This is a genomic window from Lihuaxuella thermophila, from assembly GCF_900110165.1.
In the GTDB taxonomy this organism is placed as follows: domain Bacteria; phylum Bacillota; class Bacilli; order Thermoactinomycetales; family Thermoactinomycetaceae; genus Lihuaxuella; species Lihuaxuella thermophila.
On the sequence record NZ_FOCQ01000012.1, the window covers coordinates 43,905 to 67,622 of the forward strand.

At 49.5% G+C, this 23,718-nt stretch carries 18 protein-coding genes; 16 read left to right on the top strand and 2 right to left on the bottom strand.

Annotation, left to right across the window (positions count from 1 at the left end; translation table 11 throughout):
• Positions 1-66 precede the first annotated feature (66 nt).
• From BMW55_RS13490 to BMW55_RS13545, 11 genes are all read left to right on the top strand, one after another.
• Complete coding sequence (locus BMW55_RS13490) at positions 67-1,149, top strand: peptidoglycan DD-metalloendopeptidase family protein (RefSeq protein WP_170839932.1); 1,083 nt, start codon at positions 67-69, stop codon at positions 1,147-1,149.
• A 122-nt stretch (positions 1,150-1,271) separates the two neighbouring features.
• Positions 1,272-2,747, top strand: a complete 1,476-nt coding sequence (locus tag BMW55_RS13495) for a S41 family peptidase (protein WP_342027762.1) — start codon at positions 1,272-1,274, stop codon at positions 2,745-2,747.
• 211 nt (positions 2,748-2,958) lie between these two features.
• Positions 2,959-4,113, top strand: coding sequence for a PDZ domain-containing protein (locus BMW55_RS13500; protein WP_139179501.1), 1,155 nt, complete (start codon positions 2,959-2,961; stop codon positions 4,111-4,113).
• Between the two features lie 625 nt (positions 4,114-4,738).
• Positions 4,739-5,743 (top strand): LacI family DNA-binding transcriptional regulator, encoded by a 1,005-nt coding sequence (locus BMW55_RS13505; protein ID WP_089970225.1) that lies wholly within the window; start codon positions 4,739-4,741, stop codon positions 5,741-5,743.
• A 136-nt stretch (positions 5,744-5,879) separates the two neighbouring features.
• On the top strand, positions 5,880-7,100 hold the full coding sequence (locus tag BMW55_RS13510; RefSeq protein WP_089970228.1) for an ABC transporter substrate-binding protein: 1,221 nt from the start codon (positions 5,880-5,882) through the stop codon (positions 7,098-7,100).
• Between the two features lie 114 nt (positions 7,101-7,214).
• Entirely contained in the window at positions 7,215-8,081 is an 867-nt protein-coding gene (locus BMW55_RS13515) for a carbohydrate ABC transporter permease (protein ID WP_089970502.1), read from the top strand.
• Entirely contained in the window at positions 8,081-8,899 is an 819-nt protein-coding gene (locus tag BMW55_RS13520) for a carbohydrate ABC transporter permease (protein ID WP_089970231.1), read from the top strand. The genes BMW55_RS13515 and BMW55_RS13520 overlap by 1 nt, the downstream gene beginning before the upstream one ends.
• Positions 8,900-8,944: 45 nt before the next feature.
• The gene (locus BMW55_RS13525; protein ID WP_089970234.1) at positions 8,945-10,627 is read left to right on the top strand and encodes a glycoside hydrolase family 13 protein; all 1,683 of its coding nucleotides are present in this window, start codon (positions 8,945-8,947) and stop codon (positions 10,625-10,627) included.
• 438 nt (positions 10,628-11,065) lie between these two features.
• Positions 11,066-13,048 (top strand): excinuclease ABC subunit UvrB, encoded by a 1,983-nt coding sequence (gene uvrB, locus BMW55_RS13535; RefSeq protein ID WP_089970240.1) that lies wholly within the window; start codon positions 11,066-11,068, stop codon positions 13,046-13,048.
• Between the two features lie 6 nt (positions 13,049-13,054).
• Positions 13,055-15,934, top strand: coding sequence for an excinuclease ABC subunit UvrA (gene uvrA / locus BMW55_RS13540; RefSeq protein WP_089970243.1), 2,880 nt, complete (start codon positions 13,055-13,057; stop codon positions 15,932-15,934).
• A gap of 124 nt (positions 15,935-16,058) precedes the next feature.
• On the top strand, positions 16,059-16,247 hold the full coding sequence (locus BMW55_RS13545; protein WP_089970246.1) for an alpha/beta-type small acid-soluble spore protein: 189 nt from the start codon (positions 16,059-16,061) through the stop codon (positions 16,245-16,247).
• A gap of 160 nt (positions 16,248-16,407) precedes the next feature.
• Here the strand turns inward: BMW55_RS13545 and BMW55_RS13550 are convergent, their stop codons facing one another.
• Both BMW55_RS13550 and BMW55_RS13555 read right to left on the bottom strand, forming a co-directional pair.
• On the bottom strand, positions 16,408-17,190 hold the full coding sequence (locus BMW55_RS13550) for a multinuclear nonheme iron-dependent oxidase (RefSeq protein WP_089970249.1): 783 nt from the start codon (positions 17,188-17,190) through the stop codon (positions 16,408-16,410).
• A 155-nt stretch (positions 17,191-17,345) separates the two neighbouring features.
• Positions 17,346-18,440, bottom strand: a complete 1,095-nt coding sequence (locus tag BMW55_RS13555; RefSeq protein WP_170839933.1) for an ankyrin repeat domain-containing protein — start codon at positions 18,438-18,440, stop codon at positions 17,346-17,348.
• A gap of 230 nt (positions 18,441-18,670) precedes the next feature.
• Here BMW55_RS13555 and BMW55_RS13560 point away from each other — a divergent pair, with 230 nt between their 5' ends.
• From BMW55_RS13560 to BMW55_RS13580, 5 genes are all read left to right on the top strand, one after another.
• On the top strand, positions 18,671-20,044 hold the full coding sequence (locus tag BMW55_RS13560) for an extracellular solute-binding protein (protein WP_089970255.1): 1,374 nt from the start codon (positions 18,671-18,673) through the stop codon (positions 20,042-20,044).
• Between the two features lie 67 nt (positions 20,045-20,111).
• On the top strand, positions 20,112-21,035 hold the full coding sequence (locus BMW55_RS13565) for a carbohydrate ABC transporter permease (RefSeq protein ID WP_089970258.1): 924 nt from the start codon (positions 20,112-20,114) through the stop codon (positions 21,033-21,035).
• A gap of 19 nt (positions 21,036-21,054) precedes the next feature.
• Complete coding sequence (locus tag BMW55_RS13570) at positions 21,055-21,894, top strand: carbohydrate ABC transporter permease (RefSeq protein ID WP_089970261.1); 840 nt, start codon at positions 21,055-21,057, stop codon at positions 21,892-21,894.
• Between the two features lie 240 nt (positions 21,895-22,134).
• Positions 22,135-22,923: an ABC transporter permease gene (locus BMW55_RS13575; protein WP_089970265.1), complete on the top strand. Its 789-nt coding sequence runs from the start codon at positions 22,135-22,137 to the stop codon at positions 22,921-22,923.
• A gap of 7 nt (positions 22,924-22,930) precedes the next feature.
• The gene (locus BMW55_RS13580; protein ID WP_089970268.1) at positions 22,931-23,716 is read left to right on the top strand and encodes an ABC transporter permease; all 786 of its coding nucleotides are present in this window, start codon (positions 22,931-22,933) and stop codon (positions 23,714-23,716) included.
• Positions 23,717-23,718 lie beyond the last annotated feature (2 nt).

Sequence of the window (23,718 nt, forward strand, 5' to 3'; positions counted from 1 at the left end):
ATGCTTGAGAGTGATCATTCAAATGGATGTCATTGGCAGAGAAAGTTGGGAGGGTACATCACAAGCATGAAAAACAGAGCAATCGCGTGCACCCTTGCCGCTGCTCTCCTCGTTGCAGGGCTTCCTTTTCACGGGGCATCCGCAGAGAATGTCAGGGAAAAGGTAAAAGAGATTCGCGAAAAGAAAGCGGATATTTTGGACCAAATCAGCCAAAAGAATGCCGAAATGCAAAAGTATGAGCAAACGATCAGAGAAGCACAAGAAGAAGTGAAAAAGATCGAGAAACAGGTCGAGCCTGTTCAATTGGAATTAAAGAAGCGAATGGATGAAGCGGAAGAAGTCAATAAGGTATTCAAGCAACGGCTCCGTTTTCTTTATCAAAAGGGCGAAATGAACTATATGGCCAATGTATTGGCAGCCGATTCATTCAATGATTTTCTCACCCGCTTTGAATATGCGCGTCTTTTTATCAAACAAGATTATGCATTGTTTCAAAAGCGGATGGAAAAAGTGAGAGAAGTTGAAGAACAGAAGAAAAAATATGATCAATTGATCGCCAAGCAGCAGGAAGAGATCAAAAAAGCACATGATGCTTTTAATAAACTCATGGAAGAGATGAAGAAGGACAAGTCCAATTTGCAAAAAATCCACGCGACCGAAGAGTACTATGAAGATGAATTGATTGAAATCAACCTGGAAGAGTGGCGCAGCGGAAAATTGACTTTCCCTTATACAGGCCCGATGATCCGGCCGGCAAAGGTAAGGGAAAGTTCAGGGTACGGATATCGCGTCCATCCGGTAACCGGCGTTGGAAGAATGCATGAAGGGATCGATTATGCGGGTCCGGTCGGAACCCCCATCTATGCGGCGGCAGACGGTGTAGTGGTTTCCAGCAGGTCTTCCAGCGGATACGGATGGCTGATCACCATCTATCATGGGAATAAAAATGGTAAAAGAGTGTTTACCCGTTATGCGCACAGTTATCCTTATCAAGTGAAAGTGCGGGTTGGACAACAGGTTTATGCCGGTGAGCAAATCAGCTCCATCGGTAATAACGGCTTATCCACGGGTCCTCATTTGCATTTTGAGGTGCGTTACGGGTACGGGGACAATCCTCCGGCCGTCAATCCAAAAAGCTGGCTCAGGTAAGGATGTCCGGTCATTTTCAAAATGGATGACTATTTTTCCAACTCTTAACATAGATTGAGGTATGTACAAGTCTCATCTTCGCGATTCGGTGTGGCGGGTGTCGGTCAAAAGGTGGTGTCTACGTGAACTTTCGCGGTCGAACAGTTGCATTTTTCGTGATTGTCTCTATGGTATTCAGCAGTTTGGCAACGGCGCTGTTGGTAGGTGACGGAGGCGTTCTGGATCAGCTGTCAGGGAAAGGAACACTGGAGTCAGGCAATTTTACTTCCGGCCAGGGTGCAGCCGGGTTTGACCAGTATGCCAGCAAATTAAAGAAAGCCTACAGTTTGATCAAATCCAACTACGTTCACAACGTCAGCGACGAGCAGTTGATTGACGGCGCGATCCAGGGGATGGTCGAAGCTCTCGGGGACCCTTATTCCGCTTACATGGATCCAAAACAGGCCGGCCAGTTCAAGGAAGACCTGAAATCCTCTTTTACAGGGATCGGTGCGGAAGTGACGATGAAAAACGGCAGACTTACCATCGTCTCTCCGATCAAAGGATCCCCTGCGGAAAAAGCGGGACTCCGTCCGGAGGATCAAGTGATTAAAGTGAACGGGGAAAGCCTGGAAGGATTGGATCTGACCAAAGCGGTCAGCAAGATCCGCGGCCCCAAAGGAACCAAAGCCAACCTGGAAATCGTGCGCCCGGGGGTTCGCGATATCCTTCACATCTCCGTGGTTCGCGATGAAATATCACTTGCCACAGTTGAAGCAGAAATGTTGCCGGAACAGTTGGGCCGCATCACAATCTCCCAGTTCTCCGAAAATACGGCGGAGGACTTTGAAAAAGAGCTGAAAAAGCTCGAACAGCAAGGTATGAAAGGACTCGTCATCGATGTCCGCGGCAACCCCGGCGGACTGCTGCCAGTTGTCCTAAAGATTTGTGATCAGCTGGTTCCGGGGAACAAAACGGTGATGATGACCGAAGACAAAAAAGGGAACCGCACCAAGCACCAATCCAAACTGGACAAAAGAAAACCCTACCCCATTACGGTTCTCATCGATAAAGGCAGTGCCAGCGCTTCGGAGATTTTAGCCGCGGCCCTTAAAGAAGCGGCCGGATATCCTCTTGTCGGGGAAACAACCTTTGGTAAAGGAACGGTCCAGTCTGCGGAAGATTTTGAGGATGGGAGCAATATCAAGCTGACGATGGCAAAATGGCTCACTCCCAACGGAAATTGGGTGGACCAGCGGGGAGGAAGCAAAGGAATTAAACCCGACTATCCGGTGAAGCTTCCGGATTATGTCTATGCCATCCCGCCGCAACCCTCAACACCGCTCAAACTGGATACCAACTCGGTTGAAGTGAAAAACATGCAAATCGTTCTGGATGCCCTCGGTTTTAATCCGGGAAGAAAAGACGGATATTTTGACAGCCAGACCCAATTGGCGGTCAAAGCGTTCCAAAAAACCAAGAATTTGCCGACGAGCGGACAACTGGATACCGCCACCGCAGACCAATTGCGGAAAGCCTTTGGAGAAATGTTGAGACAGCCGAAAAATGATGTCCAACTGCAAGTGGCCATCCAAGTGCTGAAGAAAAACGTAAAATAATAAAAGCGTGCATCAACAGTCCGGGTACTGCCCGGGCTTTTTTTTTATGTCCAAAGCTGGTCAGCTGTTCAAAAATAAATATGGATTGAATATTCCAAAAATGTTAAAATATACCTTGTGTATTGTGCCGGTAATCGGTTTGAGAAAAATGAGGCCCTCGCATGACAAAGTGGTTCAGCTTGAAATCCGGATTCGATGGGAGGAAAAACGATTGTTTTCGTTTTGGAACGATGCCCTCAGCTTCGTAAGTGAAAGATGGGCGTTCGCCTTCAGTCCGTGGCTGGTGCCCGCCTATCTTCTCCCCCTATTTCAAACTTATTGGCTCGGCCGCATGGAAAAGAAAAGATTTGGCCAGCGTTTAGAGTCGCCGGCTTCACTGGTCCTGAGAACCTGGGCACTCGGAACAGCGGTTGGATTGCTCTTTTCGCTGGTGATTGATCTGATGAATTGGCTGGTGGTGCGTCAAGATCTGATCTGGATCTGGTCGGTCACTCTGCTCTTGTCGTGTTTGGGATTGCGCTTCGCCTGCCTCTCTTATTCAGCCGGGATTCTTTCACTGGCAAGCTTGGCAGCGGAACAGCTTGAAAAGATACCTGTTTCCGCACCATGGGACAAGCTTTGGCTCTCTCTCATCCAATTTTCCGAGCTCCATTGGCTTTGGATGGCGGGGGCGCTCCATTTGCTGGAATGGGCCTTGATCCGCGCTGACGGGGAGCACGGAGTGTTGCCGATTCAGATGAGACATCGAAGCGGAAGAGCGGTGTGCGGTTTTCTGCTGAAAAAGGGCTGGCCGGTTCCATTGCTGTCGGTTGGAGATGGAAGTTGGCTGTTTTTTCCCGTTTTCCTCTCGTTTGCCAGAGTGAATGTCTCCAAACCGGTCAAACAACAAAAAAGACTCGGTTCTACCTTTGTGTTTCTCTATGGCATCCTTCTGTGCGGTTTGATGGTCCTGGCGGAAAAACGGGAAGTCGTGCTGTGGGTGGCAGCTTTTTTTGCGGTAGCCGGGCATGAATGGATCTACCAATGGGGACGTTGGCTGGAAAGAAGAAAAGAGTCTCTTTTTGTTTCAGATGAACGAGGTTTGCGGGTACTGGCTGTTCTCCCGGATTCTCCGGCGGCGGCGATGGGGATCAAACCGGGACATATTGTCCAATATTTCAATGGTTTTCGGATCCGCACCATGGAAGATTTGCAAAACAGAGCTGCCAAAGCCGCCTTCTGCAAACTGGAAGTATTGGATGAGCGATTGGACCGCCATATGATGCACAGGATTCTTGGCGAAGAAGACCCCGGCCATCTGGGGATTGTGGGGGCGATTCCGGTGGAGAGAAGTAAGCAGGAAGCAAAACAGAGGGAAGTGACTTAAACAGATTTTCGGTGGAAAAGAACCGGACAGAAAGACGGCTGACCAGGCATCGTTATATCTTTGCGAGCGAGAAAACCCCTGGCTTCAGCTATGGGGATGAGAGCGAGCGTCAGGCGAGGGAGGGGATGGTTTTCCCCCTCTCGCAAGCCTGACCATCTTTTGCTTTTTTTGTTCCCTCAATTAGATAGTTTAAGATTCATCGCCGTGGGGCCCACGGTTTGAGCTTGGTCTATTTCTCCCGGTTGCGGGAGATTACCCAAGAATCCCCTGCCTTTAGGCATGGGGAGTGGTCAAGCTGTTCCAGAGACGATTACGCGTTCTTGCTGATCTATGAAACACAACCGCAATGACAACCATAGGTCCTGAATCAGGTAACTCATACTCCTGAACCGGTCAACATCCTTGCGTCAGAAGTCTCCCGCTTCCATAAGCGGTAAGCGGCGGGGTGAATAACGCGTCAGACGAGTGAGGTTTTTTTCTCTCTCACAAGTCTGACCGTTTGTTGTTTTACAGGATCGATAGTTGCCAATTCTTCCGCCTTGAAAAATTTATTGACAACGTTTACATAGATTCATATATTTATAGTAAACGTTTACGTTATATTAAAAACTGGGAAGGAATTCAGATGGGTCCAACAATCAAAGACGTAGCCAAAAAAGCAAATGTATCGGTGGCAACGGTTTCACGCGTGCTCAATAATCAGCCGGGTTATTCAGAAAAAACCAAGAAAAAAGTATTGCAAGTCATTGAGGAAATGGGATACCAACCCAATGCGATCGCCCGAGGGCTGATCAACAAACGTACGCAAACGATTGGCGTTCTTTTTCCGAGCGTGTCCAGTATGTTTTCTTCGGGAGTTCTCCACGGAATCGAGCATACGGCCCATGAACGTGATCACAGTGTAATCGTCTGCAATACGGACGAAGATGGGAAACGAACAATGAAATATTTGCAGGTGTTACGGGAAAAACAGGTGGACGGAATCATTTTTACCAGTGAGGTGATGAAGGAAGAGTATTACAATGCCCTAACGATGATGAATATTCCGGTTGTCTTGCTCGCTACATCATCTGTCAGGTATCCGTTCCCATTTGTAAAGGTGGATGACAAGCAGGCCGCATATAGTGCAACCGAATATTTAATAAAAAAAGGTCACCGAAAAATCGCGATGATCAGCGGTACTGAAGAGGATCCCATCGCCGGTACACCGAGGATTGAGGGATATAGGGAAGCACTCGGGGATTATGGAATTCCGTTTCAAAAGAACCTCCTCGTCTTTGGAGATTTCGGGTACCGCAGCGGACGGATCGCCATGGAAAAACTATTGCAAACTAAAGCTGAGTTTAGCGCGGTTTTTGCCGCCAGCGACGAAATGGCCGCCGGTGCAATCAATGTCGCCTACCAGCATGGCATCAAAGTTCCGGACCATTTATCTGTCATCGGATATGACAATCTGCAAATTGCCGAAATGTCCGTTCCGCCACTCACGACAGTTGCCCAACCTCTTTTTGAGATGGGAAAATTGGCCGCCGAAATGCTGCTTACCATGATTGAAACGGGTACCAGAGTGGAAAGCAGGATCATGCCCCATACGATTATCGAACGTCAATCCGTGGCGCAATTATCCTGAGTCTCTTTATTTTTCGTTTTAACGTAAACGTTTACGTTAAGGCTATCAACAGCTTGTTGCTTTGATAGATCAGCAAAATGAGCTTGACACTTCTCCATCAAAATCAAGAGAAATGTAAACAGGAAGGGGACTTCAAATGAAAAAGCTGATTTCACTGATGTTAGCCGCTTTGCTGCCCGCATCACTCCTGGCAGGATGCAGTTCGTCGGAATCGGGCAAAGTAAAAATCGAATTTTTCCAAAACAAACCGGAAGCCAAGTCAACTTTTGAAAAGCTCGCTGAGAAATTTGAAAAGGAAAACCCGACGATTGACGTGGTCGTGTCCACCCCGCCCGATGCAGAAACTGTTTTAAAAACGCGAATCGCGAAAAATGACGTTCCGGATGTCATTGGCTCGGGTTTAAACGCCACCTTTGTGGAGTTGGCTAAAAACGGCATTTTCGCTGATTTCTCAAATGATCCCCAGCTTCAAAACATCCAACCCGCTTATGTGGATATGATCAAAAATCTGACGGGTCTGAAGGAAGTGCACGGCATTCCATATTCCGCAAACGCGAACGGAGTTCTTTATAACAAGGCACTCTTTAAGGAACTGGGATTAACGGTTCCCAAAACATGGGATGAATTCATCGCTGTCGCGGACAAAATCAAAGCTGCGGGAAAGATTCCGTTCTACCATACTTATAAAGATTCCTGGACAACATTGATTCCGTTTAATGCGCTTGCTTCCAACCTTCCCGGGGATCAGTTCTTCAAGGACCGAGAGTCAGGAAAAACAACATTCCGGCAGGCGTACCGGGAAGTTGCTGAAAAGCAGTTAAAACTGTTGGAATACGGAACCAAAGACAACTTTGGAAAAGGGTACAGCGATGGAAACGCTGCCTTTGCCAAAGGTGAGTCCGTGATGTATCTGCAAGGAATATGGGCCATTCCGGAAATTAAAAAAGCAAATCCAAACATAGAAATCGGTACTTTCCCATTTCCCGCAAGCAATGACACTGCGAAGAACAAACTCGTCTCCGGTGTGGATACCTTGCTCACCCTGTCCGCTGCCACCCAGCATAAAGAAGAGTCGAAAAAATTCATCGATTTCCTGTTGAAGCCGGAAAATGTAAAGTTCTACATTGATGAGCAAAAGGTATTCTCTTCCGTAAAAGGTGTCACGCAAGATGACCCGAGTGTTTCCGACCTGAAGGAGAGCTTCCAAAAAGGGTTGCTGGTTGATTTTGCTGACCACTATATTCCGTCCGCGATGAAAGTGGATAAGATTGTCCAAGGATTCCTGCAAAAGAAAGATATGGATGAATACCTGAAAACTTTGGACACCGAATGGAATAAAGTTCAAGAACGAAAGTAACCGTGAGGGGGGATTGGCTGACCGGCCAATCTCCCTTAATAAGAGATGATTTCTCCCGAAGCGGCCAACCGTTGCCATAACCACAATCAAGCTTTAAACCGGGGAGTGCAACCAATGAGCAAACGCAACACCGCCTTTTATTTAATGACGATCCCTGCGGTGCTCTTGTTCTTCGCCTTTCACACATTTCCAGCCATCCAGGGAGTCTATTATTCGCTTACAAACTGGAACGGCTTCAGCCCAACCTATGAGTTCGTTGGTTTCAAAAACTATGTAAATATATTCAAGGACGAAAATGTGCTGAATGCCTACATTTTTACTTTTAAGTACGCCGTTCTCACGACGATTCTGGTAAATGCCTTGAGTTTGATCATTGCTCTGGGACTCAATGCAAAAATCAAGTTCCGCAATTTTTTCCGGGCTGTTTATTTCCTGCCCAATATACTCAGCATTTTGATTGTGGGTTTCATTTTCAACTATATCTTTGGGCATGTGATTCCGGATGTTGCAGAAAAGATGGGGATCGAATTCCTGAAATCCAATATTCTCGGAAACGAGAACCTGGCATGGATTGGAATTGTGATCGTGGCCGTTTGGCAATCCGTTGCCTTCAATACCATTTTGTATCTGGCCGGTCTTCAGACGATTCCATCTGATTTGTACGAAGCGGCAAGCCTGGACGGAGCCACGAAATGGAAAGAGTTTTGGACGATTACATTTCCGCTGATCGCTCCGTTTTTCACCATCAATATGGTACTGGCGATGAAAAATAATATGAATGTGTTTGACCATGTGGTCGCCATGACAGGCGGAGGGCCGGGGAGAGCCACAGAATCTATTGCTGTATTGATTTATCAAGGAGGGTTTACAGGCGGAGAATTTGCTTATCAATCAGCGAACGCCGTGATTTTCCTGTTCATCATTGTCGTGCTCACGTTCATTCAACTTAAATTCCTGCAAAAACGGGAGATGGAAATGTAATGAAGAACAAAACCAACTGGGCTGTCACCGTTCCCATTGCACTTGGTTCCCTGCTCATTCTGTTTCCTTTGTATTTGGCGATTGCCGTAGCACTCAAGAGCCCGGAAGAGCTGGCAAATTCCATCCTCGGCCTTCCTAAGGAATTTCATTTGGAAAACTTCATGAGAGCCATTGAAATGACAAACTTCTTCCAGGCATTTCAAAACAGTGCGTTTGTCACCGTTATTGCGGTCGTTTTCACGATTTTGACCAACTCGATGGTCGCCTATGCGATTGCCCGGAATATGGACAAAACATTCTTTAAATCCTTGTACTACTACTTGATCAGCGCCATGTTTATTCCGTTTCCTTTGATCATGCTTCCGATTGTCAAGGAGACGTCAGCGCTCGGGATGAACAACCTGTTTGGACTTTCCGTTTTGTACATCGTGTACGGGTTGTCATTGAACATCTTTATCTATGTAGGGTACATCCGTTCCATTCCGCGGGAATTGGAAGAGGCGGCCATTGTGGACGGCGCCTCCGCATGGGGAGTTTTTTGGAAGGTCATCTTCCCGCTCTTGTCTCCAATGAATGCAACGGTCGGAATTCTCACATGCCTTTGGGCGTGGAATGACTTTATGCTGCCGTTGATCATTTTAAACGATCCGGAAATGGCGACGCTGCCTCTGAAGCAGTATATCTTCCAGGGACAGTTTTCCACCGATTACAATACAGCCTTTGCCTCCTACTTGTTAGCCCTGTCACCTTTAGTCATCGTGTATCTGTTTGCCCAGAAATGGGTGATCAGCGGGGTGACAAAAGGGGCCATCAAGTAAGAGGATTTTGATGAAGAGAGAGACCATACGCAGGAGATGAATGGAATGGAGAGGAAATGGTGGAAGGAAAGCGTTGTGTATCAAATCTACCCGCGCAGTTTTATGGACAGTAACGGGGACGGAATCGGGGATTTGCGGGGGATTATTTCGAAACTGGATTACCTGAAGGAGCTTGGGATCGATATCATTTGGCTTTCCCCTGTATATGAGTCGCCCAATGACGATAACGGGTATGATATCAGTGACTATCAATCGATCATGGATGAATTTGGCACGATGGAAGATTGGGAAGCACTTTTGCATGAAGTTCACAAAAGGGATATGAAGTTGATCATGGATCTGGTTGTGAATCACAGTTCCGATGAACACCCCTGGTTTGTTGAATCGCGAAAATCCAAGGATAATCCGTATCGGGATTATTATATCTGGCGTCCGGGGAAAAACGGAAAAGAACCGAATAACTGGGAATCCTGTTTTGGCGGTTCAGCCTGGCAGTACGACGAGACAACCGGAGAATACTATCTTCATCTTTTCTCGAAAAAACAACCGGATTTGAACTGGGAAAACCCGAAGCTCCGGCAGGAATTATACGATATGATGAGATGGTGGTTGGATAAAGGGATTGACGGATTTCGGATGGACGTCATCAATTTTATTTCAAAGGAACCGGGACTGCCGGATGCCCCCAATCCGGAAGGAAGGAAATATGTTCCCGGCGGCAGATATTATATGAACGGCCCTCGGATCCATGAATTCCTGCAGGAAATGCACAAAGAAGTCTTTTCAAAATACGACATCATGACGGTTGGCGAGATGCCGGGGGTAACACCCGAGGAAGCCGTTCTGTATACGGGTGAAGACCGGCATGAAGTCCATATGGTGTTTCAGTTCGAACATATGGAGCTGGACTCCGGACCAGGCGGAAAATGGGACGTGAAACCCTGGAGACTCAAAGATTTAAAAGCCGTGATGAGCAAATGGCAAAAGTCATTGGAGGGTAAAGGTTGGAACAGCCTGTATTTAAACAACCATGATCAGCCCCGGATGGTTTCCCGGTTCGGTGATGATCGGACTTACCTGGAAGAGTCCGCCAAGATGTTAGCGACCTTTCTTCATATGCTGCAAGGAACTCCCTATATTTATCAAGGCGAAGAGATCGGCATGACCAATGTACGCTTTCCCTCCATCGAAGACTACAAAGATATAGAAACGTTGAATATGTATCGGGAAAAAGTATTCGAAAACGGCGAAGAGATCGAAAAAGTGATGGACTCCATTTATAAAAAAGGAAGAGACAATGCGCGCACGCCCGTCCAGTGGGATGATTCGGAGCATGCCGGTTTCACGTCGGGAACGCCATGGATCGCCGTTAATCCGAATTATAAAGAAGTGAATGTCAAGAAAGCACTGCAAGATAAAAACTCTGTCTTCCATTACTATAAGAAGCTGATTCAATTGCGGAAGCAGCATGAGATCATCGTTTACGGAACTTATGATTTGATTTTGGAAGATCATGATCAAATCTATGCCTATACACGAACACTGGGAGAGCAAAAACTACTGGTGATTTGTAACTTCTTCAGCGGCAACCCGGTTTTTGAGCTGCCGTCCAATTTAAGATATACGAAGAAAGAATTACTGATCAGCAATTATGACACAGACCCGGAAGAGCGGATTGAAAACATGGTGTTGAAACCGTACGAAGCAAGAGTTTACCGGCTGGTTTAACGATAAAACCGTTCCCGGGCAGCTTTTGAAGGATTTGACGAAAAACTGTATAAGTGTTGCGTTTTTTTCATTCAAAACACAAACTATATTCTCTTGCTGAAATGATATCAAAGTAACCCGATCCCTTTGATCAATGGGATCGGGTTGTGTGTTTTCGTGCGCACCTGATGGATAGCGGGGCTGTTGGATCATCATTCGCCGGGATTTGGGCCACTCAGATGGCTTCAGCTGCGATTTATTTTCTGTTTGGCCGGATTCACGCTTTTTTATCTAAAAAGCGAAACCTTCATCCTCGCATGTTTTTATTTTCGCAAAAGGGAACACTTGATGTTTAAAGAATTTATTGGAAAGGCGTCGGATGAAGAGGAAGGAACTTACGTTCCCTTGTTGAATCACGATATGATATAATAAGTCCTATGACGGAAACGAGGTGATACCGTGGAACGCAAATTCCAACTGGTTTCGGAATTTCAGCCACAGGGTGACCAGCCCCGTGCCATCGAACAGCTCGTAGAAGGCATCAGACAGGGAAAAAAGTGCCAAACCTTGCTGGGGGCGACGGGTACGGGGAAAACCTTCACGATGGCTCACACGATTGCCCGCGTCAATAAGCCGACGCTGGTGATCGCTCATAACAAGACCTTGGCCGCGCAATTGTGCGGAGAGCTGAAAGAGTTTTTCCCGCATAACGCGGTAGAATATTTTGTGAGCTATTACGACTATTATCAACCGGAAGCCTATATCCCTTCGACGGATACCTATATAGAGAAAGATGCCTCGATCAATGACGAAATCGATAAACTGCGCCACTCGGCAACCAGTGCCCTGTTTGAGCGCAGGGATGTCATTATTGTTGCCAGTGTTTCCTGCATCTACGGTTTGGGTTCGCCGGTCGAATACCGGGACCTGGTGTTATCGCTGCGGGTCGGGATGGAGCGCGACCGCAACGAAGTGCTGCGCAAACTGGTAGATATCCAATACCAGCGCAATGATATGAATTTCACGCGCGGGACGTTTCGTGTCCGCGGGGATGTTCTGGAGATTTTTCCTGTTTCCCGCAGTGAACAAGCGGTGCGGGTAGAATTTTTCGGGGATGAAATTGAACGCATCCGGGAAATTGATGTGCTTACCGGGGAGATTTTGGGCGAGCGCGAACATGTGGCCGTTTTCCCGGCGTCCCACTATGTCACCCGTTCGGAGGTAATGGAACGGGCCTTAAAAAGCATTGAAGCAGAGCTGGAGGAACGGCTGGCCGAGTTGAGAAGCCAGGGCAAGCTGCTGGAAGCGCAGCGTCTCGAACAACGGACGCGTTATGATATGGAGATGATGCGGGAGATGGGATTCTGTTCCGGCATCGAGAACTATTCCCGCCATCTGGTGGGCAAAAAGCCGGGAGAACCGCCCTATACCCTGCTGGATTATTTTCCTGATGATTTTTTGATCATCGTGGACGAGTCCCATGTAACCATCCCGCAGATTCACGGGATGTATAACGGGGACCAGGCAAGGAAAAATGTGTTGGTAGAACATGGTTTCCGCCTGCCTTCAGCCAAGGATAACCGGCCGCTTAAATTCAGCGAGTTTGAAGAGAAGATCAATCAGATCATCTTTGTCTCGGCAACGCCGGGGCCATATGAGCTGGAAAAAGCCCCGGATGTGGTCGAACAGATTATCCGGCCGACAGGACTGATCGATCCGTTGATCCATGTTCATCCGATTGAAGGGCAGATCGACCACCTCATCGGCGAGATTCACAAGCGGATCGCCCGTGACGAACGCGTCCTGGTCACCACTCTGACCAAGAAGATGGCCGAAGACCTGACCGACTATCTGAAAGAACTGGGAATCAAAGTGCGCTATCTCCATTCGGACATCAAGACGATTGAACGGATGCAAATTTTGCGCGATCTGCGCCTGGGTGAATTTGACGTGCTGATCGGGATCAACCTTTTGCGCGAAGGATTGGATTTGCCGGAAGTGTCACTGGTAGCCATCCTGGATGCGGACAAAGAAGGATTCCTGCGCGCCGAACGTTCCCTGATCCAGACCATCGGGCGGGCCGCGCGCAATGCCAACGGCGAAGTGATCATGTATGCCGATACGATCACGGAGTCGATGCGGAAAGCCATCGATGAGACAGAGCGGAGACGGAGGATCCAGACGGAGTATAACCGGAAGCACGGGATTACTCCGCAAACGGTGAAGAAGAAGGTCCACGATGTGATCGAAGCGACCAAAGTGGCAGAAGATACCGCCGAGTACAAGATTCAGACCGAGTCGAAGAAACTGACCAAAAAAGAACGGCAAAAATTGATCGAACAGCTGGAAAAAGAAATGAAAACGGCAGCCAAGGAACTCAGATTTGAGCGTGCGGCGGAACTGCGTGACATGATTATCGAACTCAAAGCGGAGGGAGCATAAACCTTCATGGCACAAGAAAATATAGTGATTCGCGGGGCACGCGTACACAACTTAAAAGATATCGATGTGACGATTCCGCGGGACAAGTTTGTCGTCGTCACCGGCTTAAGCGGGTCGGGCAAATCGTCTTTGGCCTTTGATACGATCTATGCCGAAGGACAGCGGCGTTATGTGGAGTCGCTGTCTGCTTATGCCCGCCAGTTTCTCGGCCAGATGGATAAGCCGGATGTCGATGTGATTGAAGGCTTGTCTCCGGCGATCTCCATCGACCAGAAAACGACCAGCCGCAACCCGCGTTCCACCGTGGGCACGGTAACGGAAATCTATGACTATCTGCGGCTCTTGTTTGCCAGAGTGGGACACGCTTATTGCCCGGAGCACGGGATTGAAATCACTTCGCAAACCGTGCAGCAGATGGTGGACCGCGTCCTGGAGCTGCCGGAACGCACGCGGATTCAGATCATGGCGCCGGTTGTCAAAGGACGCAAAGGGGAGCATGTGAAATTGCTGCAGGAGATCGGGCGGCAGGGTTACGTGCGGGTGCGGATCGACGGGGAAATCATGGATCTTTCCGACGAGATCAAACTGGAGAAAAACAAGAAACACACCATTGAAGTCGTCGTGGATCGCCTCGTGATCAAACCCGGGATCGAAACGCGTTTGTCCGATTCGATCGAGACGGCACTCGGCTTGTCGGGCGGGGAAGTGCTGGTGGATGTGATTGACGGCGAAGAACTGCTGTTCAGCCAAAACTTGGCATGCCCTCAGTGCGGTTTCAGCATCGACGAGCTCTCTCCCCGGATGTTCTCGTTTAACAGCCCGTTTGGGGCCTGTCCAAGCTGCGACGGGCTGGGAAGCCGCATGGAGATCGACCCTCAGCTGGTCATTCCCAACCCCGGGCTCTCGCTGGCTCAAGGGGCGATTGAACCATGGGCGTCATCGACCAGCAATTACTATCCTCAACTGTTGGAGGCCGTATGTTCCCACTTCGGCATCGATATAAACAAACCCTTTGAAGAGTTGTCGAAAAAAGAACAGAACCTCATCCTGTTCGGCTCCAAAGAGCGTTTCCCGTTCCGTTATACCAACGATATGGGCCTCACCCGGGAAACCCAGGCTCTCTTTGAAGGGGTTGTCCACAGCTTGAACCGGCGTTATCGGGAAACCACTTCGGAGTTGATTCGTGAACAGCTGGAAGCCTATATGAGCACCAAAGAGTGCCCAACCTGTAAAGGGGCCCGCCTGAAACAAGAAGTGCTCCATGTGCGGGTGGGCGGCAAAAACATCGACTACGTCACCCGTCTGTCCATTGGGGAGGCCCTTCAATTCTTTGAAGAACTTACCCTTTCGGACAAAGAAATGCAGATTGCGCGACAGGTGTTGAAGGAGATCAAAAGCCGGCTCGGATTCCTCGTCAATGTGGGCTTGGACTATCTGACTTTGCATCGGGCCGCAGGGACGCTTTCCGGCGGGGAAGCCCAGCGCATCCGCCTGGCGACCCAGATCGGTTCCAGCTTGATGGGCGTTTTGTACATCTTGGACGAACCCAGTATCGGGCTTCATCAACGGGACAACAACCGGCTGATCGCCACGCTGAAAAAAATGCGTGATCTGGGAAATACCCTGATCGTGGTGGAGCACGATGAAGACACGATGTTGGCCTGTGATTACATCATCGACATCGGACCGGGCGCCGGTGCACATGGCGGACGGGTGGTGGCGGCCGGGACACCGCAGGAAGTGATGAACGATGAAAATTCGCTGACCGGGCAGTATTTGAGCGGGCGCAAATTTATCCCCATACCGGCGGAGCGCAGAAAACCCAACGGGAAGTGGCTGGAAGTATACGGAGCGAGCGAAAACAATCTGCGCAAGATTGATGTGCGCGTTCCGCTCGGCGTGTTTACCTGTGTAACGGGCGTTTCCGGCTCGGGAAAAAGCACGCTCGTGAATGAGATTATCTTAAAAGCACTCGCCAGAGAATTGAACAAGGCGAAAACCATCCCCGGCAATCACGAGAAAATCGCCGGCACGGAACATCTGGATAAAATCATCAGCATCGACCAATCGCCGATCGGGCGGACACCCCGGAGCAATCCGGCTACTTATACGGGAGTTTTTGACGACATCCGGGAAGTGTTTGCCTCCACCCAGGAAGCCAAAGTACGCGGTTACCAAAAAGGCCGGTTCAGCTTCAACGTGAAAGGCGGGCGTTGCGAAGCCTGCCGGGGGGACGGCATCATCAAGATTGAGATGCATTTCCTGCCGGATGTTTATGTTCCTTGTGAAGAGTGCAAAGGAAAACGATACAATCGCGACACGCTGGAAATTAAATACAAAGGCAAAAACGTCTCCGATGTGCTGGAGATGACCGTTGAAGAAGCATTGGAGTTCTTCCAAAACATCCCGCGCATCAAACGGAAATTGCAAACGTTGTACGATGTGGGCCTCGGCTACATGAAACTGGGCCAGCCGGCGACCACTATGTCCGGCGGGGAGGCCCAACGGGTCAAACTGGCTTCCGAGCTGTATAAACGAAGCACCGGACGCACGTTGTACATTCTGGATGAGCCGACTACAGGTCTTCACATCGACGATATTGCCCGCCTGCTCAAAGTGCTGCAGCGACTGGTGGAAAACGGGGATACGGTACTGGTGATCGAGCATAACCTCGACGTTATCAAAACAGCTGATTATATTATCGACCTGGGGCCCGAGGGAGGAAGCGGCGGCGGAACGATTGTCGCCACCGGGACTCCCGAAGAAGTGGCCGCGACGAAAGGATCGTATACGGGTCAGTTTTTGGCCCCGATCTTAAAAAGAGACCGGGCACGAACGAAAAAAGAGATGGCACACCCGGAAAAGAAGATCGCACAAGCGACATGAAACGGATCAAGGAAGGCTCTTAGCATGGGCCTCCCTTTTTTGTTGTGGTTAAGACCGAAAACAGTGGTAAAACTAAGAGGGCAAGGCGTTTCCACCTGCAACAAATCCCAAGGAGTTGATGAGGATGCCAAGAAGAAACAAACTCGTTGTACCTGGTGCAGCAGAGGCGCTTGATCAGATGAAGAACGAGATTGCCCGTGAGTTTGACGTCGATCTTGGCCCGGACACAACTGCCCGTGCGAATGGAGCTGTTGGTGGGGAAATGACGAAACGCCTTGTGGCGATGGCCTCACAAATGATGAGCCGTCGTTAACAGATGGGGGGAAACATTCCCCCCGTTTTCTTTTCACGTGCTGTGATCATGGCAAAAAAAAAGCAGCCCTGCCTAAGGGCTGATGAACCGATCACTCCAAGCATTTTTCGCTGGCTTACCTCGATGAAATCCATGCTAAAGACGGGTCAATTTTTCCGCTTCAGCCTTGGACGATTTGACGCAAACGAATTAATTGCCGTCTTAGCACATCTGCGTCACTGCGCCACTCCATGTGTGGGCCTGTACCGCCGTATTCAAGAGTAACAAAAGACGGCCTGGTTATCTCCAGTGCTTTGATGAGCAAATCGTAGTCCTCTTCCTCCATTTCCAAATGCCCGTCGCGAAGTCCTTCGACCGCATCCCGGGCGGGGCCGGATACGTGGATTTCTTTTACCGCTTCCAGCGGCATCTTCCGCAGATAAGAAATGGGATCTTCTTTGCGATGCCATGCCGCGACACGGAGATGAGCCAAGTCCAGCAATAACCCCACCCCGCATTGGCGGCAAACTTCCTGGATCACTTCCGGATCGGTGGCACAGCGCCATGTTCCCCGGAATCCGTAAAAGGGCACATTTTCAACCAATAATTCGACCGTCATTTTTTCCTTCCACAGTTTCACTCCGGCAATCATTCTCTCGATAATCACTTCATCGGACGAAGGGGGCGTCTCCCAATCAGCCGGGAGAGACATCAGATGCAAAGCGATATGGGGTGACCCGCACGCGTGCAGCGCTTCATTCAGCCCATCCCACTCTGTGTCCTCAAAAGAAGGCCTTCCCGCATGGGGCAGACAATGCAACAGAATGGGCCGGAGGGGTCTGGCCACTTTGAACTCCTCCCAAAAAACATCCCACCGGCTCAGCTTAATCCAATCAACGTGAGCAAGTTGCTGCTCGAGCAATGAAACCAGCTGCGGAGAATAATTACAGGCCAAGTGCGGCATATGAACCTCCTATTAGGAAGGGAGAATTTAGTATAGTCTTAATACCCCAAAAAGGAGGAGTTCATGTTCATTCTTTATTTGAAATTGGCAAAGCTGAGAAAACGGGCCAAACGAAACAAGCAGCCGGCAGGGAAAGTGAACAATCCCTGCCAGGTTTAATAATCCTCCCTTGTCCGGGATTCGCTGACTCCTGCTTGGATCAGGATTCGCTTGATTTGTGAAAAGCCATACTCATCGGCGAGATCGAGCGCTGTATCGCCGCCAACCCAGTCCTTGATATGAACATCCGCCTTCGCATCGACCAATGCTTGTACCGCTTTCGGCTGATTGGCCACAACGGCGATCATGAGGGAGGTCAAGCCGTTTTTATTTTTATGATTGAGCTCGGCTCCTGCTTGGACCAGCAATCGAATGGCTTCCACTTTTCCGGCAGCCGCTGCGGCCATGAGCGGAGTTTCTCCATAGCGGTTTTTGCTGTTGACATCGGCCCCCTTTGAGATCAACAATCGCATGATGCCGGTTTGATTATGTTCGGCGGCTTTGACGAGAGCCGTCTCGCCGTAGTTATCTTTGGCGTGAAGGTCAGCTCCTGCCTGCAACAAGATTTGAATCGTCGAATGACGACCGGACGCGGCTGCCGCCATTAATGGAGTAAATCCTTTGAAATCGGCCGCATCGACGTCTGCTTCGGCCTGAAGCAAAGTGCGGACCACATCATCATGACCGTTGACTGCTGCAAACCACAAGGATGTGCGTCCGGATATACTCTTTTTATCCGGATTGGCCCCTTTGGCGAGCAAGAGTTTCACCACTTCATGATGCCCCTTTACTGATGCAAACATCAACGGGCTCACGTTTCTGGCCGGTTCCGAGTCGACTTTGGCCCCGGCTTTCAAGAGAATGTTCACCATCTCCAGCCGGCCTGTTAAAGCGGCATATTCAAGCGGGGTTCCTTCTTTGCCGGGCTTATCGGGACTCACTCCCTTCGCCAAAAGCTGTTCAACTCTGGCCCGGTCATTGCCCACTACCGCCTGATATAATTCCTGTTCTTGTTTCGTCAGGATGATTTCTTTTGAGGGAAGGGCTGAGAGTGGATTACTCTCAGCATCTGCGATCGCGATTCCGACCGCCACCAGGATTCCACTCCCCAAATATACGAGAAAAAAAGATACCTTGCCCAAATTATATTTGAAAAAGAGAAAAAGCATCCCGGCCAGGGCGAGCAGGATGATCGTGATTCCAATCCACAACTTCTTATATCCTCCCATTTTCGTTCAGATTAGAGTTTTGATCCCCAAGGCAATAAATTACTTCGTCCAAGATGGAAAATCCTTCTGTTTAGGATAAAGAACAAAAGCGTGAAAGAAAAGACGGATTTTTTTATCTAATTTCATTATTGAAAACGATTACAATACTATGTCATAATAAAATCAATACTTATTAAATTCAGTTTAATAATATAGGACAGGATCAAGGGGGCATGACAGTGTCAATTTGGAAGAAAAGTCTTGCTGTTGTCCTTTCAGGTGTGTTGGCGTTCAGTCTGAGTGCTTGCAGCAGCCAGGATGCAGCCGGCGGTGATGCATCTTCCGGGAAAGTGATTAAGGTGGCTTACCGGAAATTTGGCTCGGGAAATAAAGGGCTGGAAAATTGGTTGAAATCAAGCGCGGCCGAATTTGAAAAAGCCCATCCCGGAGTGAAGGTCAAATTGGTACCCATTCAGGCATCCGAAGCCGATTTCTTCGCCAAGATGGCGCTGACGATGAAGTCCCCGGCTACAGCACCGGAAGTGGTGACAGAGGACACCTTTATGATCAGCTCTGACGCGGCGGCCGGCTACCTGGAACCCCTGGACCGGTATGTGTCCGGTTGGGATGAATGGAATCAGTTTTTCGAACCCGTCCAGCGGGGGATGAAGGCCGAAGACGGCAAGATCTACGGGGTTCCTTACAGTACGGATACGCGCGGATTATATTATAATACAAACATTTTCAAAAAAGCGGGCTTGCCGGTTCCGTGGCAACCGAAAACATGGGAGGATGTCTTGGCGGCCGCCCGGGCCATCAAGCAGAAGGTGCCCGGGGTAACTCCGTTCTGGGCCAACGTTGGGAAAGCAACAGGAGAAGCGACCACCATGCAAACGTTTGAGATGCTGTTGTACGGAACAAAGGACCGCCTGTATGAGAATGGAAAATGGGTGGTGAAAAGCCCCGGATTCCTTGACTCCCTGAAGTTTATCGATCAGATTTTCAAGAGCGGACTCGGGCCCGAACTGTCTCAGGTGCTGACGGGACAGGCCGGGGATATTGTAGCGAATCAGATGATGCCACAGGAAAAAGTCGGGATTGTGCTGAATGGAAACTGGGTTCCGGCTGCCTGGAAAGAAACAGGTCCTGCTCCGTGGAAAGAGGGGACCAAGGTGTACCAGTTCGCCCCGATGCCGACCCAGCATGGGGAAGCCCCCGGTCATACCAGTATGTCTGGCGGATGGGCGCTCTCCATCGGAGCGAAGTCCAAGGAAAAAGACCTGGGAATGGAATTTATTAAGATCGCTACAAACAAAGAACACCAAAAGCAGTATTCGTTGACGCAAGGGGACCTGACACCCAGGAAAGACGTGGCTGAAGACCCGGAATATATGAATGCTCCGGGAACGGTATTTAAACAGGCTACTTCCTTCCTGGAGTTCACCCACTACAGACCCGGAAACTCCCAGTATCCGTCCGTCTCCACACAAATACAAGCGGCAGTGGAAGCGGTTGCCATCGGCACATTAACTCCTGAAAAAGCGATGGATCAATTCGCGCAAAATGTCAAACGCATGGTCGGGGCGGACAAAACGGTCGAAAAATAAAGAAGCATCAAAGGGAATGGTCGATACCTGAGGGCATCGGCCATTCCTGCAAAAAGGAGGGGATGTCATGGAGACGGCAAAAATAGGGGAGGCTCCTCTTGCGGGAAGGAAAAGGACAAGCTCACAGACAAGAGACCATCTGCGTGCCGTGTTGTTTTTGCTGCCCGCCTGGGTTTTGCTGCTGGTGTTCTTTTTCGGCCCCATCCTACTCACTTTCTATTTTGCTTTTACGAATATGTCTTTGACCGGCGAAGCCTCCCAGCAACTGGAATTTGTAGGGATGGCCAACTTCTCCGCGATTTTTTCGGATCCGAATTTTATGACCAGCATTGTCAATACCCTTGTTTTCCTGGTGTTTTCGGCTTTGATCGGCCAGCAGGCGCTCGGACTCATTCTCGCTTTGCTGATGAATAACCGGTCAAGAACGTTCCGGCGGATGATCGGGGCACTCGTTTTGACAGGCTGGGTGACCCCGGAAATTGTCGTCGCCTTTATTTTCTTCGCTTTCTTCAGTGACAGCGGGACCTTGAATACATTGCTGGGAACCGTGGGAATGGAGCCGGTCAAATGGTTATACGAATATCCCATGACTTCGGTTGTGATCGCCAACATTTGGCATGGAACGGCCTTCTCCATGCTGGTTTACCAAGCCGCTCTGGGAGGGGTGCCGAAGGAAGTGGAAGAAGCGGCCATGATCGACGGGGCGAGTGCATGGCAGCGCTTATGGAGAATTACCCTGCCCATGATTAAAGGCTCCGTTGTGACCAATATGGTCCTGATCAGTTTGCAAACCCTCGGCTTGTTTACGCTCATTTTCGCTCTGACTGGAGGCGGGCCGGGCGTTCAAACCGAAACCCTGCCGGTCTTTATGTATCATCAAGCCTTTGTGAGTTTCCAATTGGGCTATGGAACGGCCATTTCATTGATCCTGCTGTTGATCGGCATGATCGTCAGCATGGTCTATATTCGCTTGCTGAAAGTCAAAATTTAGGACGAAAGGGGAACAGGCCATGAACAAGATCCGGTTCAAAACCCAGATGACGGGGAAAGCACTGCCGTACCTCGTATTAAGCCTGATTGGCGTTGCCTTTGTCGTCCCGTTGTTGTGGATGGTATTTGCTTCCCTGGACGCCAACGCAAATCTGGCTTTAAAACTTCCGGAACAAATCACCCTGAACAATTTTAAAGAGATTGTGACGAGCCCCGATAACCAGAGAGCCTTTCTCAACGGAATCCTGCTTTCGTTGGGGCAATCGGTTCTCGTGGTGATCGTCGCCGGATTAGCGGCTTATCCGTTGTCGCGTTATCAATTGCGCTATAAATCCCCCTTCATGTATTTGATCCTGTTCGCCACCTGTCTGCCGATTACGGCGGTGATGGTTCCTGTCTATCAGCTGTTTGTTTATTTGAATTTACAGGATTCCTTTATCGGGACCATGGTCTTCCTGACGTCTGCTTCCCTGCCGTATGCCATCTGGATGATGAAAAATTTTATGGATTCCGTGCCGTTGGAACTGGAGGAAGCCGCGTGGGTAGACGGCTGTTCGATCTGGAAGGCGTTTCGCGTGATCGTCGCCCCGTTGATGCTGCCCGGAATCTTCACTGTAGGCATCTTTACTTTTGCCGGAAGCTGGGGGAATTTCTTCGTTCCTTTTATCCTGATTCAATCTCCGGAAAAGTTGCCTGCATCGGTCAGTATCTATCAGTTTTTCGGTTCCTACGGTTTGGTTGAATACGGAAAGCTGGCCGCCTTTTCCTTTCTCTATACCATGCCGGCCGTACTCCTCTACATGCTGGGGCAGCGTTATATGTCGGAAGGATTTAACTTCCACGGAGCCGCAAAAGGATGAAGCACAAGGCTCCTTTCATGAACGGGGGCAAAAGGGAACAAACATCGCTGCCCGGCAGGGCCTGTCGCCATTCCGATCCGGCGACAGGCCCGAGTCATTGTCGCGCAGCTCTGTGCCCGGCAAATCGTTCATCTCTGATAAAGAAATCACTTACATCCTGAGTGGTTAAAAGTGGATGTTAAAATTGGAATCATTATAGTATAATTAATTTTCGCCAAATGATGGAACGGGAGGGATGGAGTGATTTACTGGGTATTGATCAAAAAAAGCTATCTTCTTCAGCTGCAGTACAGGATTGCCCACTTGATCAACAATTTGGGCAGTCTCATCTTCGGTTTTATTTATATCGCCATCTGGACAGGTGTCCTGACGGGTAAAGAGCATGCCACCCCCTATGATATCCCTGATATGGTTCATTACATGGCATTTTCCCAATGCCTCTTATGGGTGGTCGCATTTTTGACTCCGGGTTTGAATGTGCAAAACAGTGTCAGGACGGGGGCCATCAGCATCGAAATGGCAAGGCCCGCCGCTTATTTTTCCGTGGTCATCAGCCAGGAAATCGGAAGAATCGCCTATAACTTCCTGTATCGCAGCTTCCCGATCGGTCTTGTTTTTGCCGTCACCGTGGGTTTTTATTTCCCGGACCGCTGGGAGACTTACCTCTGGACTCTGCTCTCCATCTTGTTGGCAGTCTGGATCGGTTTGAACTTTCAATATCTGATCGGCATTTCCGCCTGTTGGACGACGGAAGTCACCTGGGCGCACCTTACCTATATGACTTTGTTGTTCGGGTTGGGCGGACAGCTGGTTCCGGTCGACCTCCTTCCCAGAATACTGGGCCAAATCACCCCCTACTTACCCTTTGCCTGCATGATTTACTATCCGGTGGTCATCTATCTGGAAAAAAGTCCTTCCGTGCCGGTTGCGATGATTGGGATTCAGCTGGCCTGGGCGGCAGTTCTGACCGGGATCGGCGGCTGGCTCACCAGGCTGGCACGCAGGCGGCTGGAGATTCAAGGAGGGTAGCGGGAAGATGAAGATGTACTGGATCTTGCTATCCGCCAGTATCCGGGCCCGCATGCAATACAAAATCAATTTCCTGCTCTCCGCGGTGGCGAACGCCCTGATCATGGTGACCGAATATATCCTGCTGGCGGCGATTCTGCTTCGCTTTGACGACATCATGGGCTGGCGAATCCATGAAATCGGCGTTTTATATGGCATCTCATCCGCTTCTGTCTCCATCTACCGACTGTTGGCCCCTGAGATACACAATTTTGAAAAATACATGATTGACGGAGAATTTGACAGTCTGCTGATTCGTCCCGTTTCGCCCTTGACCCTGCTGATCACCCGGAATGTGGATTTCAGCCGCCTGGGAGGGCTGACACAAGGCCTGCTGATTCTCTTGATTTCATGCCGCGGCCTGTCGCTTGATTTCTCCTCGTTGATGCTGCTCGCATTTTATATTCCGATCGCGATTCTCTCCGGATGCCTCATTTCTTTTGCCTTGGGATTGATGACGGCAACCCTCGCTTTCTGGACCCAGCGTATCAAAGACTTCCAAGCGTTTACCCTGTATGCCCCGTTCAATGCGGCCAACTATCCGATCAGCATTTACCCGGGGTGGTTAAAAGCCGTTTTCTTCACTGTTCTTCCGGTGGGATTTATGAATTACCTTCCGGCCACCTATTTGCTGGGCAAAGGGGGGGAACACATTTACTTATGGATCTCACCTGTGTTCGCCGTGATCTTTTTCCTTGTTTCGCTTAAGTTTTGGCAGTTCGGCATCCGGTTTTACCATAGCACGGGGAGTTGACA

Bases quoted from the DNA above. Each gene is read 5' to 3' on its own strand.
- BMW55_RS13490 (WP_170839932.1), top strand. From the start codon at position 67: ATGAAAAACAGAGCAATCGCGTGCACCCTTGCCGCTGCTCTCCTCGTT.
- BMW55_RS13505 (WP_089970225.1), top strand. From the start codon at position 4,739: ATGGGTCCAACAATCAAAGACGTAGCCAAAAAAGCAAATGTATCGGTG.
- BMW55_RS13510 (WP_089970228.1), top strand. From the start codon at position 5,880: ATGAAAAAGCTGATTTCACTGATGTTAGCCGCTTTGCTGCCCGCATCA.
- BMW55_RS13515 (WP_089970502.1), top strand. From the start codon at position 7,215: ATGAGCAAACGCAACACCGCCTTTTATTTAATGACGATCCCTGCGGTG.
- BMW55_RS13520 (WP_089970231.1), top strand. From the start codon at position 8,081: ATGAAGAACAAAACCAACTGGGCTGTCACCGTTCCCATTGCACTTGGT.
- BMW55_RS13525 (WP_089970234.1), top strand. From the start codon at position 8,945: ATGGAGAGGAAATGGTGGAAGGAAAGCGTTGTGTATCAAATCTACCCG.
- uvrA (WP_089970243.1), top strand. From the start codon at position 13,055: ATGGCACAAGAAAATATAGTGATTCGCGGGGCACGCGTACACAACTTA.
- BMW55_RS13545 (WP_089970246.1), top strand. From the start codon at position 16,059: ATGCCAAGAAGAAACAAACTCGTTGTACCTGGTGCAGCAGAGGCGCTT.
- BMW55_RS13550 (WP_089970249.1), bottom strand. From the start codon at position 17,190: ATGCCGCACTTGGCCTGTAATTATTCTCCGCAGCTGGTTTCATTGCTC.
- BMW55_RS13560 (WP_089970255.1), top strand. From the start codon at position 18,671: ATGACAGTGTCAATTTGGAAGAAAAGTCTTGCTGTTGTCCTTTCAGGT.
- BMW55_RS13565 (WP_089970258.1), top strand. From the start codon at position 20,112: ATGGAGACGGCAAAAATAGGGGAGGCTCCTCTTGCGGGAAGGAAAAGG.
- BMW55_RS13570 (WP_089970261.1), top strand. From the start codon at position 21,055: ATGAACAAGATCCGGTTCAAAACCCAGATGACGGGGAAAGCACTGCCG.
- BMW55_RS13580 (WP_089970268.1), top strand. From the start codon at position 22,931: ATGAAGATGTACTGGATCTTGCTATCCGCCAGTATCCGGGCCCGCATG.